Origin of the sequence: Pseudomonas sp. FSL R10-0399, from assembly GCF_009600165.1 — a bacterium.
GTDB classification, from domain to species: domain Bacteria; phylum Pseudomonadota; class Gammaproteobacteria; order Pseudomonadales; family Pseudomonadaceae; genus Aquipseudomonas; species Aquipseudomonas helleri.
This window is the reverse complement of sequence record NZ_WIWK01000015.1, coordinates 56731-73706: the sequence shown is the minus strand read 5'-3', so window position 1 is coordinate 73706 and position 16976 is coordinate 56731. Positions and strand designations below refer to the sequence as shown.

Here is a 16976-nt window from a genome sequence, read left to right as displayed (position 1 = left end):
GGCCTGCGCCGACAGCTCCAGCCGCGCGCCATGCCGGGCAACCGCGACCACGTCTTGCCAGCGCAGGCGGGCATTGTCGATGATCACGGCATCAATCACGGTTGCTTCATTCTGTACGTTACTCATCGCTCACCTTTCTAACGCTAAACGGCCACGGCACGGCGTTGAACAAAACGGTCCACATAATCATCGGCCGGGGAATGAAGAATGTCCTTGGGCGTGCCCACTTGAATCAGCCGCCCGTCCTTGAGAATCGCAATCCGGTTGCCGATACGCACCGCTTCATCGAGGTCATGGGTGATGAACACGATGGTTTTATGCAGGGTCTTTTGCAGCTCCAGCAACTGGTCCTGCATTTCGGCGCGGATCAACGGGTCGAGGGCACTGAACGCCTCGTCCATCAAGATGATGTCGGTGTCGGCGGCCAAGGCCCGAGCCAGCCCCACACGCTGGCGCATGCCGCCCGACAGTTGGTGCGGGTATTTACTTTCGTAGCCCTTGAGGCCCACGGTATTGATCCAGTGCAGGGCGCGCTCGGCGCACAGGGCTTTGCTTTCGCCGCGCACTTTGAGGCCGTAGGCCACGTTGTCGAGCACGCTCTTGTGCGGCAACAAACCGAAACTCTGGAACACCATGCTGATTTTGTGGCGGCGAAATTGGCGCAGGGCTTCCATGTCGTATTGCAGGATGTCCTGGCCGTCCACCAGGATTGCGCCGCTGGTGGGGTCGATCAGGCGGTTGAAGTGACGCACCAAGGTCGATTTGCCCGAGCCCGACAGCCCCATAATGACGAAAATCTCGCCGGTGCCGATGCTCAGCGACAGGTCATTGACCCCCACCACACAGCCGGTCTGGGCCAGCACCTGGTCTTTGGTTTTGTGCTGCTGGATCAAGGCCAACGCTTCTTTGGAGCGGCTGCCAAAAATCTTGAACACATTTTTGACTTCAATTTTGGAAGGCGTGGTCATGTTCATTTGCTCATCTCATGCCGTGGGCGGCCATACGCCTGGGTAATGCGGTCGATCACCACCGCCAGAATCACGATTGCCAGCCCGGCCTCCAACCCTTTGCCGACGTTGAGCGTTTGAATGCCCACCAGCACGTCCTCGCCCAAGCCACGGGCGCCAATCATCGAAGCGATCACCACCATCGAAAGCGCCATCATCGTGGTCTGGTTGATACCGGCCATGATGCTCGGCATCGCCAGCGGCAGTTGCACGCCGAACAGTTGCTGCCAGCGGTTGGCACCAAAGGCGTTGATGGCTTCCATGACTTCACCGTCGACCTGGCGAATGCCCAAGTCAGTCAGGCGAATCAGCGGCGGCGCGGCGTAGATCACAGTGGCGAAAATCGCCGGCACTTTGCCCAAACCAAACAGCATCAGCACCGGGATCAAATACACGAAGCTGGGCATGGTTTGCATGATGTCGAGCACCGGCATCAGTACCGCCCGCAAGCGATTGCTGCGCGCCGCCAGAATGCCCAGCGGGATGCCGATGAGCACCGAAATCAAGGTGGCCACCAGCATCAATGCCAAGGTTTGCATCAGCTTGTCCCACAAGCCCACGGCACCCACCAAAAACAGCAAGCCGACAATCACCGCCGTGGTCGTTGCCTTGCGTGTTGCATGCCAGGTAATGCCCGCAACGATGGCCAGCACCAGCCACCACGGCGCCATGCGCAGCACGGTTTCGAGGTTGACGATGGCCCACAGCAAGGTGTCGGAAATATGCCGGAACACATCGCCATAGTTGGTCACCAGCGCGTCAACCCAGCCGTTGACCCAGTCCGCTACAGAGAATGTAAAACGTTCGGGAAACATAAAGACTCTCGATCAAATGAAAGGGACGTTATCCACAGCTACAGCGTCCGCTCTCATAGCGCCGCTTCGATTTTTTTGGCAGCGTCTTCATCGACCCAGGCATGCCAGACTTCCGGATGCTCCTTGAGGAACAGCTTGGCCAGTTTTGCCGAGTCGATGCGTTCTTTGCTCATGCGGGCCAGGTTCTGGTTAAGCAGATCAATCGGCAGGTTGACCTTCTCCAGCACCGCGACCAGTTCCGGTGCTTGCTCGCTGAAGGTTTTGGAGACGCCCACTTTGATGTCTACGTGCTTGTCGACACCGGGTTTCTCGTCCAGCTTGACCAGGTCAACGCTGCCCAGCAGCGGGGTTGGCGACCAGTAGTAGAACAGGATCGGCTCGCCACGGCGGTAGCTCGACAGTACGGCCGCATCGAGGGCCGGGCCGGTGCCCGGGCGGAAGTTGGTATAGCTGTTTTCCAGGCCGTACTCCTTGAGCATGGCGCTGTTGTCCAGCTCACAGGTCCAGCCCGCCGGGCAGTTGTAGAAGCGGCCCTTGGTCGGCTCTTCCTGGTCTTTGAACACCGAGGCGTACTGGGCCAAATCGGCAATCGACTTGAGGTTCGGCGCGCTGGCTTTGATCTTGCGGCTCTCATCGCCTTCGATCACATAACGCGGCACGTACCAGCCTTCAACGGCGCCCACCACCGGAGCGCCGACGCCCACCACCTTGCCGGCTTTCTCGGCCTTGACCCAGACGTTGCTGCGGCCCACCCACTCTTCGGCAAACACTTGAATGTCGTTGCTGCTCAGGGCGTTTTCCATGGCGATGGAGTTGCCCGGCAAGCTGTCGGTTTTACAGCCGTAGCCTTTTTCCAGCACGAACTGCATCAGGTCGGTGAAGAGCATGCCGCTCTCCCAGTTGAGCCCGGCAAATTTCACCGGTTTGCCGGATTCACACCAGGTGGCCGCCTGGGCGGTGCCTGCAGCAACTAACACGCTGAGGGAAAGTAATGGAGTCAGCAGAGTCTTGTAGATTTTCATTGTGTGACACTCCTAATCATTAATGGCCAATGGGGCTAATCGCCGCCTACAAACTGGGCAGGGTCTGGCGCACGATCAGTTCATTGAGGCACCGCGACGCCAGTAACTGCTGGGCGGCGTCGATGTCGGGCGCGAAGAAGCGGTCTTTTTCATAAAACGCCACTTTGTTGCGCAGGGTGGTGCGGGCGATTTCGAGTTTGGGGGAGGTTTTGAGGCCAGTACGCAGGTCCAGGCCCTGGCAGGCGGCCAGCCATTCCACGGCGAGCACGCCGCGAACGTTTTCGGCCATGTCCCACAAGCGCTTACCCGCCGCCGGAGCCATTGATACGTGGTCTTCCTGATTGGCCGAGGTGGGAATGCTGTCGACACTGTGCGGGTGCGCCAGCGCCTTGTTCTCGCTGGCCAACGCGGCCGCGGTGACTTGGGCAATCATGAAGCCCGAATTGACGCCGCCATTGGCCACCAGAAACGGCGGCAATTGCGACATGTGTTTGTCCATCATCAACGAGATGCGCCGCTCGCTCAGGGCACCGATTTCAGCAATGGCCAAGGCCATGTTGTCGGCGGCCATGGCGACCGGCTCGGCGTGGAAGTTGCCGCCAGAGATCACGTCGCCCTGTTCGGCAAACACCAGCGGATTATCCGACACGGCGTTGGCCTCAGTGCCCAGCACTTCGGCCGCCTGACGCAACTGCGTCAGGCAGGCGCCCATCACTTGTGGCTGGCAACGCAGGGAATACGGGTCTTGAACCTTGTCGCAATTTTTGTGTGATTCGGACACTTCGCTGCTCGTACCCAGCAGGTCGCGGTACAGCGCGGCAGCATCGATTTGCCCCCGCTGGCCGCGCGCGGCATGGATGCGCGCATCAAAGGGTGAGCGCGAGCCCAGCACCGCTTCAACCGTGAGGCTGCCGCAGGCAATGGCGGCGGCAAACAGGTCTTCGCCTTCAAACAGCCCGCGCAGGGCAAAGGCGGTCGACACCTGCGTGCCATTGAGCAAAGCCAGGCCTTCTTTGGCCGCCAAGGTCAGCGGCGTGAGGCCCGCCTGTTTCAGCGCGGCGCCAGCCTCCAGCCATTCACCGTTGTAACGCGCCTTGCCCTCCCCCAACAGCACCAGCGACATGTGCGCCAACGGCGCCAAATCGCCCGAAGCGCCGACCGAGCCCTTGAGCGGAATATGCGGATACACCTGGGCATTGATCAGCGCAATCAGGGCATCGATCACCACCCGGCGGATCCCCGAAAAGCCACGGCTCAGGCTGTTGACCTTGAGCACCATGATCAGGCGCACCAAGTCATCGCTGAGCGGCTCACCGACACCCGCTGCATGGGACAACACCAGAGAACGCTGGAGGTTTTCCAGGTCTTCGCTGGCAATTTTTGTCGACGCCAGCAAACCAAAACCGGTGTTGATGCCGTAAATGGTGCGGTGCTCGGCAAGGATCTGCTCCACACACGCCACGCTGGCATCAATCTGCGCGCTAGCGCTGTCGTCCAGGCTGAGGCTCACCGGCTGCTGATAAATGTCACGCAGTTGGGCAAGGCTCAGTTGGCCGGGGATCAGGTTTAAACGGTTCACATTGATGCTCCTTGGAAAAGGGTCCGGGCCGTTAATCGCTGCGTTGAGTGTATGCACTCCGTGGGAGCGGGCTTGCTCGCGAATGCATCACAACCTGCATCGCGAGCAAGCCCGCTCCCACAAGGGATATGCATCCTCTGGGCTTAGCCGTTGACCATCGGCAGGTTCAGGCCCTGTTCGTTGGCGCAGTCGATAGCGATCTGGTAACCCGCATCCGCATGGCGCATCACACCGGTCGCCGGGTCGTTGTGCAGCACGCGGGCAATGCGCTCGGCCGCTTCGTCGGTGCCGTCACACACAATGACCATGCCCGAGTGCTGCGAGAAGCCCATGCCAACGCCGCCGCCGTGGTGCAGCGACACCCAGGTCGCGCCGCTCGCGGTGTTGAGCAAGGCGTTGAGCAGCGGCCAGTCAGAGACGGCGTCCGAACCGTCTTGCATCGATTCGGTTTCACGGTTCGGGCTGGACACCGAACCTGAGTCCAAGTGGTCGCGGCCAATCACGATCGGTGCTTTCAGCTCACCGCTGCGCACCATTTCGTTGAACGCCAGGCCCAGCTTGGCGCGCTGGCCCAGGCCAACCCAGCAAATACGCGCTGGCAAACCCTGGAAGCTGATGCGCTCGCGGGCCATGTCCAGCCAGTTGTGCAGGTGGTCGTCGTCAGGGATCAGCTCTTTGACCTTGGCGTCGGTTTTGTAGATGTCTTCTGCATCGCCCGACAGTGCAACCCAACGGAACGGGCCAATGCCACGGCAGAACAATGGGCGGATGTAGGCCGGAACAAAACCCGGGAAGTCGAACGCATTTTCAACGCCCACTTCTTTGGCCATCTGGCGGATGTTGTTGCCGTAGTCGAAGGTCGGAATACCGGCTTTCTGGAACGCCAGCATGGCTTCTACGTGTTCGCCCATCGAGGCTTTGGCGGCTTTGACGACGCCCGCCGGATCGGTCACGGCGCGGTCGCGGTACTGCTCCCAGGTCCAGCCTTTTGGCAGGTAGCCATTGAGCGGGTCGTGGGCGCTGGTCTGGTCGGTGACCATGTCCGGGCGAATGCCACGGCGCACCATTTCTGGCAGCAGTTCAGCGGCGTTACCGCACAGTGCGATGGAGATCGCCTTGCCTTCGGCGGTGTATTTGGCGATGCGGGCCAGGGCGTCATCCAGGTCGGCGGCTTGTTCGTCGACGTAGCGCGTGGCCAAGCGGAAGTCGATGCGGCTTTGCTGACATTCGATGTTCAGTGAGCACGCGCCCGCCAGGGTCGCAGCCAGCGGTTGTGCGCCGCCCATGCCGCCCAAACCTGCGGTGAGTACCCATTTGCCGACCAGGCTGCCGTTGTAATGCTGGCGACCGGCTTCAACGAAGGTTTCGTAGGTGCCCTGAACGATGCCCTGGCTGCCGATGTAGATCCAGCTGCCGGCGGTCATCTGGCCGTACATGGCCAGGCCTTTGGCGTCGAGTTCGTTGAAGTGCTCCCACGTGGCCCAATGCGGCACCAGGTTGGAGTTGGCGATCAGTACCCGTGGTGCGTTGCTGTGGGTTTTGAACACGCCGACCGGCTTGCCCGATTGCACCAGCAGGGTTTCGTCGTCGTTGAGGTTGGTCAGGCTTTCGACGATTTTGTCGTAGCACTCCCAGTTACGCGCCGCACGACCAATACCGCCATACACCACCAGCTCGGTCGGGTTTTCTGCCACCTGTGGATCAAGGTTGTTCATCAGCATCCGCAGGGGTGCTTCAGTCATCCAGCTTTTAGCCGTGAGCTGAGTGCCACGGGCGGCGCGGATCTCACCTTCGCGGTGACGGTTGAACGCGACAGGCGATTTAGGGGTAGTTGAAGTCACGGGTAACTCCTCAGTGCTGGGCAGGTGAACACTTATGTACTTGTACATACAAGCATATGCAAGTAAGCGGCCAACGTGACTTTGCTGTCAATTAAAACATCGCGACATGGGTTGAAAGGCCCGAAAACAAGGGCGTTGAGGCACGCACAAGGTTTGCTTAAACATGCAGGAGGGAGAGTAAGGGGATGTTACTTGAAGGGCGTTTTGCGTCTTTTTGGGGCGTTAGGTAACAAGATGGGGCGTGGCTTAACTCGACTTGTGGGAGCGGGCTTGCTCGCGATGCAAACAACGCCGTGTATCAGGCACATCGCAGTGATGCTATCGCGAGCAAGCCCGCTCCCACATTTTCAGACCCTATTCAACTCAATCACGCAGCTACGGCCGGTGATGGCGATCTCAAGCAGCTCGCGATTACCGTTCAGTTGCAGGCAATCGTAGCGGCCAAGTTGTTCGTGACGCGTGTCACCCACGCGTACGTCAACGTGCTCATCAGCAGCAAACACCAGCACGGTCTGCGCCGGGGTGAACAAGCGGCTACCGCCTTGCAGCCATTGCAGGCGGGCGCTGTAACGCTGAGGGGCGTAGATCAGGTTGAAGTCGCGGATCGGCCCGTCGATCAAGCGGCAGCTGACCTCGCTGTCACCTTTAAAAGCAAAGGCATCGAACGGTAACAACGCCCGGCTCTGCTCGCCGTCCACCTGCAGGTGCATGCCCGCGCCTTGCAGCACGGTGATGACTCGCTGGTAACCGTCGAAACGCGAAAAGCCGCCCGACTCGCCAATGTCGGCAATCGACAAGCGCCAGCCGAAGCCATTAAGGCCTTCACCGGCATCGCGGGTGATTTCTTCTGTGCTGCCGCCGCCGTTTTTCCACGGCATGCGCGGGTAATCGGCGGCGCGTAAAACGGTGAGTTCGCTCATTTGCTGAAACGTCCTTCCAGGCGATGACGGGAACCGGGGTGGATCAGACGAGCGGCAGTCACTGGCTGACGGCCCGACCACGTGCGGCGGCGAATCAGCAGGCACGGCTCGCTGGCTTCAATTTGCAGCAGCTTGCACTCTTTGGGGTCAGCCAAAATCGCTTCGACCACGTGCTCACCTTCGGTCAGCGGTGCGACCTGCGACAGATAGGCGTAAGGCGTTTGCCGAGTGAAATCTTGCTTGAGGTAGTCCGGGGCGACGAGCGCGTTGACGAAACGGTCCTCAATTTGCACAGGAATACCGTTTTCGTAATGCACGATCAACGAATGAAACACTTTCTGCCCTTCACGCATGTCGAGGACGGCTGCGCGCTCGGAACCGGCCAGTTCTTCAGCCAGGCTGATCACTTTGCAGGTGTGCTTATGGCCACGGGCGGCGATTTCGTCGGCAATGTTATTGACTTCAAACAGCGCGGATTGCGTTTTTGGCTCGGCCACGAAGGTGCCAACACCCTGCATGCGCACCAGCAGGCCGTCTGCGGTCATTTCGCGCAGCGCCCGGTTGATGGTCATGCGGCTGAAGCCCAGTTGGCTGACCAGCTCGCTTTCAGACGGCACGCGGTAATGCGGCGGCCAGTTACCGCTCTCGATTTGCTGAGTGATCATCTGTTTTACGCGCGCGTAAAGCGGGGCTGGACTGTCGCCCATGTGGGCGGCCAGCGGGGGCACGACAGGCGGAGTCGACACAGGCAATCCTTGTTCATGAGTTAAGGGGCGTAGCTTGCCGGAGTTTACCGGGCAGGCAAACGTCTGTATATGTATATACAAATTTCCACGATGGGGTGCTCAACCGATGTCCGTCTTCTTCGCCGAACGTGCGCTGTTACCCACAGGCTGGGCTACTCATGTCCGCATCGAGGTCGGGGCCGACGGCTTTCTGACCCGTATTCAAGCCAATGCCGATGCCCAAGGCGCACAACGCTTGAACGGCCCGGTGTTACCGGGCATGCCGAATCTGCACTCCCATGCGTTTCAGCGGGCCATGGCCGGTTTGGCCGAAGTGGCGGGCAACCCCAACGACAGCTTCTGGACCTGGCGCGACCTGATGTACCGGCTGGTCGGCAAAATCAGCCCCGAGCAATTGGGCGTCATCGCCCGCCAGTTGTACATCGAAATGCTCAAGGCCGGGTACACCTCGGTGGCGGAATTCCATTACGTGCACCACGACCTGTCGGGCCAGCCTTACGCCAACCCGGCCGAGCTGGCGCTGCGCATCAGTGAAGCGGCGCGCTCCACCGGCATAGGCTTGACGTTGCTGCCGGTTCTGTACAGCCATTCCGGTTTTGGCGGCCAGGCGCCTAACGATGGCCAGCGCCGTTTTATCAACAGCACCGAGCAATACCTGAGCTTGCAGCAACAGTTAAAGCCCCTGTTGGCGCAACAACCGGCGCAACAACTGGGCCTGTGTTTCCACTCGCTGCGGGCCGTCACCCCCGAACAACTACACGACGTGCTACGCGCCAGCGACACGGCGTGCCCGGTGCATATCCACATCGCCGAGCAGCAAAAGGAAGTCGATGACTGCCTGAGCTGGAGCGGCAAACGCCCGATCCAATGGCTGTATGACAACGTTGAAGTCGACGCGCGCTGGTGCCTGGTGCATGCCACCCACGCGACCCCCGATGAGGTGCGCCTTATGGCGCACAGTCAGGCCGTGGCCGGTCTGTGCCTGACCACAGAAGCCAACCTGGGCGACGGTATTTTCCCGGCAGTGGACTACCTCGCGCAAAACGGCCGCATGGGCATTGGCTCAGACAGCCACGTGTCGCTGAGCGTGGTTGAAGAGTTGCGCTGGCTGGAATACGGCCAGCGTTTACGCGACCAACGGCGCAACCGCCTGTACCGCAGTGACCAGCCGATGATCGGGCGCACCCTGTACGACGCCGCCGTGGCGGGCGGTGCACAGGCGATGGGCCAGCCGGTAGCCGGGTTGGCCGTGGGCCAGCGGGCTGACTGGCTGGTACTCGACGGCAACGACCCGTATCTGGCGACGGCGCAGGAAGACGGGATTCTCAACCGCTGGTTGTTTGCCGGCGGCGATCGGCAGGTCCGTGACGTGGTGGTGAACGGCCAATGGGTGGTGCGTGACAGGCGCCATGCAGATGAAGATGTGAGCAGCCGGGACTTCACTCGCGTGTTGAAAGAACTTCTGGGGGAATAAAGTGTGGGAGCGGGCTTGCTCGCGATTCAGACGACTCGATGTATCAGGTACACCGCGTCGATGCTATCGCGAGCAAGCCCGCTCCCACCGGTTCAAATCCACTCATCTGCCAGGTGGTGTTCGGCCCAGTGGCGTACGTCGGCGTAGGGGTAGTTTTCCAGGGCGGCAAAACCTGCAATCGAACGCGCTTTGATCTTGGTGAATAACGGCACGCTAATGCCGCACAAAAAACGGGTCACGCGTTCCGCCGGTGGATAACTGCCTGTGTACTCCTGATGCCTGTGGATAAAAGCACCGCACAGCGCGTCAAAGTTTTTATCCACAAGCGGCGCCAGCGCGGGCGGGTCGGGCAAGCGCGCAATCTGCCCCGCACACACAGAGCAATGCCCGCACTGCTGCGGCGCCTGCTCATCGCCAAAGTACTGCGCCAGCCGATAACTCAGGCAGGTATCACTGGAGAACAGCGCCAGCATTGCGTGAATACGCGCAATTTCGCTGCGCTCATGGGCGGTGAAGTACTGATGCAACTCAAGGCTCAGCGCCTGTGCATCTACCTCAGTCACCAGCACGTTATAGACCTCGGTCATCTGCTTGCTTTCAAGCTCGATCCAACCCTTCTCCTGAAAGTAGTCCAGCGCCTTGACCACTCGATTGCGGTCCGCCTGATGCTGCTCGTACAGGGTGTCAAAGTTCACCGTGGCCCAGGTCCGGGCACGGCTGGAGGTCTGGATAATCGCCGCTACAAACTGTTGGCGCTCGCCTTCAAACTTGGCCAGCAAGGTGTCGGGCTCGATCAAGAACTTGAAGCGGTACTCGGCAAAATAGGCGTAACGCGGGGCGATCAGGCCGCGCAACTCCAACTGCACCAACAGGGTTTTGAGGGGTAACTGGCGGATGTTGCTCTGGTCCGACAGTGGCGTCAGCATGAACTCCCACTGCCCTTCGGCAATCGCTGCACTCAGTTCTTCCAGCACACAGCGGATGCCTTGCAGCTCTGGCGTGTCGCCATACACAAAGTTTTCCAGGACATTGAGGCTGTCGCGATTGGCCAGGACCAGACACTCGGACGTTGCGCCATCGCGACCGGCGCGGCCGATTTCCTGGCTGTAGTTTTCAATCGACTTGGGCAGGTCAAAATGCACCACGTTGCGAATGTCGCTTTTGTCGATACCCATGCCGAAGGCAATAGTCGCAACGATGCAATTGAGTTGGCCCGCCATGAACTGGCGCTGGATGCTTTCCCGTTGCTCGTGGGGTAAGCCTGCGTGGTAAGCGTTGGCGTTGATCCCGTGTTGGCTCAGGTGTTGGGCGATCTGTTCGGCAGTTTTTTGCAAAGTGACGTACACAATGCTCGGCTGGCCGAGACGCTCGCCCATCCACTGCACCAGACGCTGACGCTTGGCCGCGCCGGTGACGGGCTCGACCCACAGATCCAGGTTGGCGCGATAAAAACCGGTGGTGACGACATCCGACTCGGCAATCGCAAATTTGCGCTGCATGTCAGCGATCACAGCGGGCGTGGCCGTGGCCGTCAGCAGCAAGGCTTGCGGGATATTGAACTGGTGCTGGTAGTCCGGCAGCTTCAAGTAATCCGGGCGAAAGTTATGCCCCCACTCAGAAATACAGTGCGCCTCGTCCACCACCAGTAATGAAATTGGCACCTGCTGCAAAAAGTGACGAAAGCGCTCGTTCTTCAGGCGCTCAACCGACACCATCAGAATCTTCAACTCACCCGCCTTGGCCCGCGCCATGACAGCGCTGGCCTCATCGCGGCTTTGCACCGAGTCGATACTGGCGGCAGCAATGCCATGACGCTGCAAAAACGCCAGTTGATCCTGCATCAGCGCCAGCAGCGGCGATACCACCAGCGTCAGATGCGGCAGCAACAATGCAGGCAACTGGTAACACAACGACTTGCCCGACCCCGTCGGAAAAATCGCCGCCGCCGAACGCCCGGCCAGCACCGCACTGATCGCCGCCTCTTGGCCTGCGCGAAACTGTGGATAACCGAAAACCTGTTCCAGGGTGTTGTACATCGCTGTCACTCCATTGACCGCCGCAGAGTCCTGAACCGTAGCGCAGGGTTTGCGGCGAATCGAGAAAAGGTCGGGGGCAAATTGAGAGGGGATGATACAGGGTCAAGCGCTTGTCGCTGTCCAGAGCCTTGAATGGCAACCTCACGAACCCACCTGAAGCACGGAGCATCGATTTTTAATTTGGTTTATGGTGCTGACGATTCGCCTGAAGACCTGTCTTTGATTACCACATGGATTTCTGATCATGAAACTCGCCAGCACCCTCCCCGACACACCGGCCCTGCGCGAGCTGATGCAGTTGCTGCATGAAGAAATCGGCCTGCCCGAGCACAAGACCATCAGCCTCAAGACCTCGATCAACCTCGACCTGGGTTGCAATGGCAGCGATGCCCAGCATTTGATGGAAAGCTTGGAGGAGCGCTTCGGGCTGGAACTGGCCGATTACGATGCGTATCGCTATTTCCACCCGGCGGGCAACGACCCGCATTTCAAGCGCAACGCCAAAGGCCGGGGCAACAAGGTGCCGCTGACCATTGGCATGCTGTATGAAGCCATCAGACTCGGGCATTGGGACACACAAGCCCTGGAAGCCTGAACTGGACCTGTAGGAGCGAGCTTGTCTCGCGATCCTTAAATCTTCAGGCACAAAAAAACCGCCCTTTCAGGCGGTTTTTTTGTAGATCAATGCGCTAACCGATACTTACAGCTTCGGGCCAGCAGCTTTGATCGCGTCGCTGACGTCGAACTTCTTGAAGTTCTCAACGAACAGGCCAGCCAGGGCTTTGGCCGCTTCGTCGTAGGCCGCTTTGTCAGCCCAGGTGTTACGTGGGTTCAGCAGGGCAGTGTCAACACCCGGTACGGCCAATGGCACGTCGAGGTTGATGGTGTCCAGGTGCTCGGTTTCTGCGCCGATCAGAGCACCGCTCTGGATCGCTGCAATCACGCCACGGGTGGTCGGGATGTTGAAGCGCTTGCCAACGCCGTAGCCGCCGCCAGTCCAACCGGTGTTAACCAGGTAAACCTTGGAGCCGAAACCGCGGATGCGCTTGATCAGCAGCTCTGCGTATTCGCCAGCAGGACGTGGGAAGAATGGCGCGCCGAAGCAGGTAGAGAAGGTCGACTTGATGCCGCTGCCCGAACCCATTTCAGTCGAACCTACCAGTGCGGTGTAACCCGACAGGAAGTGGTAAGCCGCTTGTTCTTCGCTGAGGATCGACACCGGTGGCAGTACGCCGGTCAGGTCGCAGGTCAGGAAGATCACAGCGTTTGGCTCGCCACCGAGGTTTTTCGGTGCGCGTTTTTCGATCAGTTCACGCGGGTAAGCAGCACGGCTGTTTTGCGTCAGGCTGTCGTCTGCGTAGTCCGCTTTTTTGGTGACTGGATCAATAACAACGTTTTCCAGTACCGCGCCGTGCTGGATGGCTTTCCAGATCACCGGCTCGTTTTTCTCGGACAGGTCGATGCACTTGGCATAGCAACCGCCTTCGATGTTGAACACCACGCCCACGCCCCAGCCGTGTTCGTCGTCACCGATCAGGTAACGGCTTTCGTCAGCCGACAGGGTGGTTTTACCGGTGCCCGACAGGCCGAAGAACAGGGTCACGTCGCCCTCTTCGCCCATGTTGGCCGCACAGTGCATCGGCAGAACGTCGACTGCTGGCAGCAGGAAGTTTTGAACCGAGAACAGGGCTTTTTTCATTTCGCCGGCGTAACGCATGCCTGCGATCAGCACTTTTTTGGCTGCAAAGTTGATGATCACGCAACCGTCGGAGTTGGTGCCATCACGCTCTGGCTCGCAAACGAAGTTCGGTGCGTTGATGATTTGCCACTCGTCTTTGCCCGCCGGGTTGTACTGTTCCGGGTTGATGAACAGGCAACGGCCAAACAGGTTGTGCCACGCGGTTTCGGTGGTCATTTTGACGGGCAGGTAGTGCGCCGGATCAGAGCCTACATGAACGTGAGAAACGAAACGCTCACGCTCAGCCACGTAAGCCGAAACACGGTTCCACAGCGCGTCGAACTTGTCGGCCGGGAACTTGCGGTTGATCGGGCCCCAGGCGATTGCGTCCTGAGTGGTCGGTTCTTCAACAATGAAGCGGTCAGCAGGTGAACGACCCGTGCGATGGCCGGTACGAACAACCAGTGCACCGCTGTCGGCAAGCTCGCCTTCACCACGGTTCAGGGCTTCTTTTACCAGTTCGTCGATGCTCAGATCGATGTGCACGGCGTTATTAGCTTGCGTCATGAGGTTCCCCGTCGGCCATTGGCCGAGTGCGCCAAACGTTTTGTAGTAGAAATAGTTGCACTACTACCGCGAAAAAAGTGGGCCGGATTATGCCAGAAATGGCCAAAAAGAGTAGGGCCCACCTGTCAGAACCGCGCAAGAACGGTAATTGACAGGTGTTTCACCTGCGCTGAAACGTTTTAGTGATGAGTATTGGAAGGCGACTGAACACCCGCGCCGGAGAATAATTGATCCACATCGGCCGCATCGAACAGGTATTGAGCGTTACAAAACTGGCAATCGATCTCGATATGACCACCGTGTTCGGCCACCAGATTGAGCGCATCTTCATGGCCCAGGCTGGTCAATGCATTGCCTGAACGCTCACGCGAGCAACTGCATTTGAACTCAAGTGCTTCTGAGTCAAACACGCGCACGGTTTCTTCGTGGTACAGACGGTGCAGGATGGTTTCGTTGTCCAGCCCCATCAGTTCTTCAGCCTTGAGCGTATCGCCCAGCATCAGCAGTTCTTTCCACTTATCAGCACGCTCGTCTTCGTCATGGATCATGTCGGCGGGCAGTTGCTGCAAGAGCATGCCACGTGCACGCAGGCCGTCTGCTTTCAGCCAGAAACGCGTAGGCACTTGCTGAGACATGACGAAGTAATTGGTGAAGCAGTCAGCCAGCGTGTCGCCATCCAGGTCCACAAAACCCTGGGAGCGTTCGCCCACTTTGGGCACAACGGTAATGGCCAGCAGACCGTCTGGCAGCAGGTCGGCCAAGGTGGCATCCGGGGCAATCTGCTCAGGATCAAAACGGGCCAGGCCACGGATTTCGCGCTCGCTGGTGCACTCGATGGTCAACAATGGCACCGGGCCTTCGGAACGCGCTTGCAAGCTGAGCAAACCGTCGTTTTTCTGGTTGCCCACCAGCAGCGCCGCTGCCGCCATCAGCTCGCCCAGCAATTGCTGGACCGGTTCTGGGTAGTTATGTTTGGCCAACACTTCTGCGTAGCTGTGCTCAAGCGAAACCAGCTCGCCACGGGCATCGCAGGTGTCAAACATAAAGCGTTGGGTGGCGTCTTTTGGGAGGTCGTTTTTGAGTAAATCGGACATAAGAATAGAGTTCTGAATGGGTTACTTAATGTAGGTGGGGCTTTAACAGGCCGCTGGCTAATAACCCTATATGGCGTTTCACCTGCGCAGTTACAAGTCATGTCTGCACAGACACGACGCACGGCAAAGCAATGGCAGCCCACAACGTATCCGCCACTGCTGTTGTTACAAATCGCTCACGTCATGCAACTGGTGCAGTTGGCGACGTTGTTTTTTGGTCGGCTTGCCGTCGGTACTGATCCCCATCGCCCCGGCCTTGCGCAGCGCGGCCGCGTTTTCGCGCTTGGCGATGCTTTGTTCGGTTTCGGCATACAGCGTTTGCGCCTCCGGGGCGCCACGACGTACCACCGACAAGGCTTTGACTTCGACGGTGCGCTCTTCAAGCCCTACCCGGATCTGCAACTCATCACCCACACGCGGCTCTTTGCTGGGCTTGCAACGCTCGCCACGGCAGTGAACCTTGCCACTTTCAATGGCCGCCTTGGCCAACGCCCGGGTTTTATAGAAGCGGGCGGCCCACAGCCATTTGTCCAACCGGACTTTGTCGTCCTCTTCCTGTTTCTGCGCCATTGGAAGCCCCTTCATTTAAATTCACAGAACTGTACTACTACTTTTGATGAACCAAGGAAGGAATACGCCCGATAGAATGCTCATCGGCCAACATTGCAGCTCAATCACTGCATTGCATCCCCCCGTAGGAAAACTGTCGCCATTTGCCAGCTATTCTGCGTGAATACCGCTTGTTGGCTTTCATGTGTGACCTGCAGGGCCCTTCCTGCAACCTGAATACGTTAATCGCTGGTTACTTATATTGAAGACATTTGATCATTTGACCGTTGTCGGTCTGCGCGAGTGGGTGGCGCTGCCCGATTTGGGCGTCGCCGGCTTGCGCGCGAAAATCGACACCGGCGCCAGTACCTCCAGCTTGCACGCCACCGAGATCGAGCCTTTTGAGCGCGACGGTGTCGAGTGGGTACGTTTCAATGCCCATTTGGGCACGTTGGTACAACTGCGCCACCGTCGCTGCGAAGCGCCGTTAGTGGCGATTAAAACCATTAAGAGCTCAAACGGTCACACACAGGTGCGCTATGTCATACGCACCGACTTGGCCTTGGGTGATCATGTGTGGCAAGTCGAATTCACCCTCGCTTGCCGCAAATCGATGCGCTACCGCCTGTTGCTGGGCTCAAAAGCGCTGGTCGACGGCCAGTTGGTCGTTAACCCGGGGCAAAAATACGTTCAAGACAAGCCGGTGTTTCCGGTGACTACTACCTCCTCCAAAGGTGCTGCATGAAGATCGCTGTGCTGTCGCGCAACCCGCGTCTGTATTCCACTCGTCGCCTGGTTGAGGCCGGGACCGAACGAGGCCATGAGATGGTGGTGATCGATACCTTGCGCGCCTATATGAACATTGCCAGTCATAAGCCGCAGATCCATTACCGTGGCAAGCCGCTGGAAGGCTTTGATGCAGTAATCCCGCGCATTGGTGCATCCGTGACGTTTTACGGCTGTGCGGTGTTGCGCCAGTTCGAAATGATGGGCGTGTTTCCGCTCAATGAGTCGGTGGCCATTGCCCGTTCACGTGACAAATTGCGCTCGCTGCAATTGCTCTCGCGTCGTGGCCTGGGCTTGCCGGTGACAGGTTTTGCCCACTCGCCGGATGACATCCCGGACTTGATCGAAATGGTTAACGGCGCACCGCTGGTGATCAAGGTATTGGAAGGCACGCAAGGCATTGGCGTGGTGCTGTGTGAAACCGCGACGGCGGCCGAGTCGGTGATCGAAGCCTTTATGGGCCTCAAGCAGAACATCATGGTGCAGGAATACATCAAGGAAGCGGGCGGTGCCGATATCCGTTGCTTCGTGGTGGGCGACAAGGTGATTGCCGCCATGAAGCGCCAGGCCAAGCCGGGCGAGTTCCGCTCCAACCTGCACCGTGGCGGCAGCGCCAGCCTGATCAAAATCACCCCCGAAGAACGCATGACGGCTATTCGTGCAGCCAAAGTCATGGGGTTGAGCGTGGCGGGTGTCGATATTCTGCGCTCCAACCACGGCCCGCTGGTGCTGGAAGTCAACTCATCGCCGGGGCTTGAAGGGATCGAAACCACCACGGGCAAAAATGTGGCGGGGATCATCATTGAGCATCTGGAAAAAAACAGCGGCCCGAACATGACGCGGACTAAAGGGAAGGGTTAAA

General features: G+C 58.9%; 15 protein-coding genes. 4 read left to right on the top strand and 11 right to left on the bottom strand.

Annotated features, from left to right (window positions below; all coding sequences use genetic code 11):
* Positions 1–143: 143 nt before the first annotated feature.
* From GHO41_RS06935 to hutC, 7 genes are all read right to left on the bottom strand, one after another.
* Positions 144–974, bottom strand: coding sequence for a glycine betaine/L-proline ABC transporter ATP-binding protein (locus GHO41_RS06935; protein WP_053225176.1), 831 nt, complete (start codon positions 972–974; stop codon positions 144–146).
* The gene (locus GHO41_RS06930; protein WP_153433236.1) at positions 971–1822 is read right to left on the bottom strand and encodes a proline/glycine betaine ABC transporter permease; all 852 of its coding nucleotides are present in this window, start codon (positions 1820–1822) and stop codon (positions 971–973) included. Before GHO41_RS06930 ends, GHO41_RS06935 begins: the two co-directional genes overlap by 4 nt.
* A 53-nt stretch (positions 1823–1875) precedes the next feature.
* Positions 1876–2844, bottom strand: coding sequence for an ABC transporter substrate-binding protein (locus GHO41_RS06925; RefSeq protein ID WP_153433235.1), 969 nt, complete (start codon positions 2842–2844; stop codon positions 1876–1878).
* Positions 2845–2890: 46 nt separating this feature from the next.
* Complete coding sequence (gene hutH / locus GHO41_RS06920) at positions 2891–4423, bottom strand: histidine ammonia-lyase (protein WP_371928862.1); 1533 nt, start codon at positions 4421–4423, stop codon at positions 2891–2893.
* Between the two features lie 143 nt (positions 4424–4566).
* A complete protein-coding gene (hutU, locus tag GHO41_RS06915; protein WP_371928861.1) occupies positions 4567–6264 on the bottom strand; it encodes a urocanate hydratase in 1698 nt (565 codons plus the stop codon).
* A gap of 347 nt (positions 6265–6611) precedes the next feature.
* Positions 6612–7184 (bottom strand): HutD family protein, encoded by a 573-nt coding sequence (locus GHO41_RS06910; protein WP_153433233.1) that lies wholly within the window; start codon positions 7182–7184, stop codon positions 6612–6614.
* On the bottom strand, positions 7181–7891 hold the full coding sequence (gene hutC, locus GHO41_RS06905) for a histidine utilization repressor (protein WP_153328128.1): 711 nt from the start codon (positions 7889–7891) through the stop codon (positions 7181–7183). The genes GHO41_RS06910 and hutC overlap by 4 nt, the downstream gene beginning before the upstream one ends.
* 145 nt (positions 7892–8036) lie before the next feature.
* On the opposite strand from hutC, the gene GHO41_RS06900 reads away from it, so the two are divergent.
* Complete coding sequence (locus GHO41_RS06900; RefSeq protein ID WP_153433232.1) at positions 8037–9404, top strand: formimidoylglutamate deiminase; 1368 nt, start codon at positions 8037–8039, stop codon at positions 9402–9404.
* A 92-nt stretch (positions 9405–9496) separates the two neighbouring features.
* Here the strand turns inward: GHO41_RS06900 and GHO41_RS06895 are convergent, their stop codons facing one another.
* The gene (locus tag GHO41_RS06895) at positions 9497–11440 is read right to left on the bottom strand and encodes an ATP-dependent DNA helicase RecQ (protein WP_048366755.1); all 1944 of its coding nucleotides are present in this window, start codon (positions 11438–11440) and stop codon (positions 9497–9499) included.
* 244 nt (positions 11441–11684) lie between these two features.
* On the opposite strand from GHO41_RS06895, the gene GHO41_RS06890 reads away from it, so the two are divergent.
* Entirely contained in the window at positions 11685–12035 is a 351-nt protein-coding gene (locus GHO41_RS06890) for a DUF1493 family protein (RefSeq protein WP_048366756.1), read from the top strand.
* Positions 12036–12140: 105 nt separating this feature from the next.
* Here the strand turns inward: GHO41_RS06890 and GHO41_RS06885 are convergent, their stop codons facing one another.
* The 3 genes from GHO41_RS06885 to GHO41_RS06875 all read right to left on the bottom strand — a co-directional run bounded on the left by GHO41_RS06885 (position 12141) and on the right by GHO41_RS06875 (position 15349).
* A complete protein-coding gene (locus tag GHO41_RS06885; RefSeq protein ID WP_153433231.1) occupies positions 12141–13685 on the bottom strand; it encodes a phosphoenolpyruvate carboxykinase in 1545 nt (514 codons plus the stop codon).
* Positions 13686–13864: 179 nt separating this feature from the next.
* Positions 13865–14779, bottom strand: coding sequence for an Hsp33 family molecular chaperone HslO (hslO, locus tag GHO41_RS06880; protein ID WP_153433230.1), 915 nt, complete (start codon positions 14777–14779; stop codon positions 13865–13867).
* A gap of 165 nt (positions 14780–14944) precedes the next feature.
* Positions 14945–15349, bottom strand: coding sequence for an RNA-binding S4 domain-containing protein (locus GHO41_RS06875; protein WP_123751040.1), 405 nt, complete (start codon positions 15347–15349; stop codon positions 14945–14947).
* Between the two features lie 274 nt (positions 15350–15623).
* On the opposite strand from GHO41_RS06875, the gene GHO41_RS06870 reads away from it, so the two are divergent.
* Both GHO41_RS06870 and rimK read left to right on the top strand, forming a co-directional pair.
* The gene (locus GHO41_RS06870) at positions 15624–16073 is read left to right on the top strand and encodes an ATP-dependent zinc protease (RefSeq protein ID WP_173430587.1); all 450 of its coding nucleotides are present in this window, start codon (positions 15624–15626) and stop codon (positions 16071–16073) included.
* A complete protein-coding gene (rimK, locus tag GHO41_RS06865; protein WP_048364596.1) occupies positions 16070–16975 on the top strand; it encodes a 30S ribosomal protein S6--L-glutamate ligase in 906 nt (301 codons plus the stop codon). The genes GHO41_RS06870 and rimK overlap by 4 nt, the downstream gene beginning before the upstream one ends.
* Position 16976: the final 1 nt, after the last annotated feature.

What these genes read in the sequence shown, in the direction of transcription:
- GHO41_RS06935 (WP_053225176.1), bottom strand. Translation starts at nt 974, where the DNA reads ATGAACATGACCACGCCTTCCAAAATTGAAGTCAAAAATGTGTTCAAG.
- GHO41_RS06930 (WP_153433236.1), bottom strand. Translation starts at nt 1,822, where the DNA reads ATGTTTCCCGAACGTTTTACATTCTCTGTAGCGGACTGGGTCAACGGC.
- GHO41_RS06925 (WP_153433235.1), bottom strand. Translation starts at nt 2,844, where the DNA reads ATGAAAATCTACAAGACTCTGCTGACTCCATTACTTTCCCTCAGCGTG.
- GHO41_RS06910 (WP_153433233.1), bottom strand. Translation starts at nt 7,184, where the DNA reads ATGAGCGAACTCACCGTTTTACGCGCCGCCGATTACCCGCGCATGCCG.
- hutC (WP_153328128.1), bottom strand. Translation starts at nt 7,891, where the DNA reads ATGGGCGACAGTCCAGCCCCGCTTTACGCGCGCGTAAAACAGATGATC.
- GHO41_RS06900 (WP_153433232.1), top strand. Translation starts at nt 8,037, where the DNA reads ATGTCCGTCTTCTTCGCCGAACGTGCGCTGTTACCCACAGGCTGGGCT.
- GHO41_RS06895 (WP_048366755.1), bottom strand. Translation starts at nt 11,440, where the DNA reads ATGTACAACACCCTGGAACAGGTTTTCGGTTATCCACAGTTTCGCGCA.
- GHO41_RS06890 (WP_048366756.1), top strand. Translation starts at nt 11,685, where the DNA reads ATGAAACTCGCCAGCACCCTCCCCGACACACCGGCCCTGCGCGAGCTG.
- GHO41_RS06885 (WP_153433231.1), bottom strand. Translation starts at nt 13,685, where the DNA reads ATGACGCAAGCTAATAACGCCGTGCACATCGATCTGAGCATCGACGAA.
- hslO (WP_153433230.1), bottom strand. Translation starts at nt 14,779, where the DNA reads ATGTCCGATTTACTCAAAAACGACCTCCCAAAAGACGCCACCCAACGC.
- GHO41_RS06875 (WP_123751040.1), bottom strand. Translation starts at nt 15,349, where the DNA reads ATGGCGCAGAAACAGGAAGAGGACGACAAAGTCCGGTTGGACAAATGG.
- rimK (WP_048364596.1), top strand. Translation starts at nt 16,070, where the DNA reads ATGAAGATCGCTGTGCTGTCGCGCAACCCGCGTCTGTATTCCACTCGT.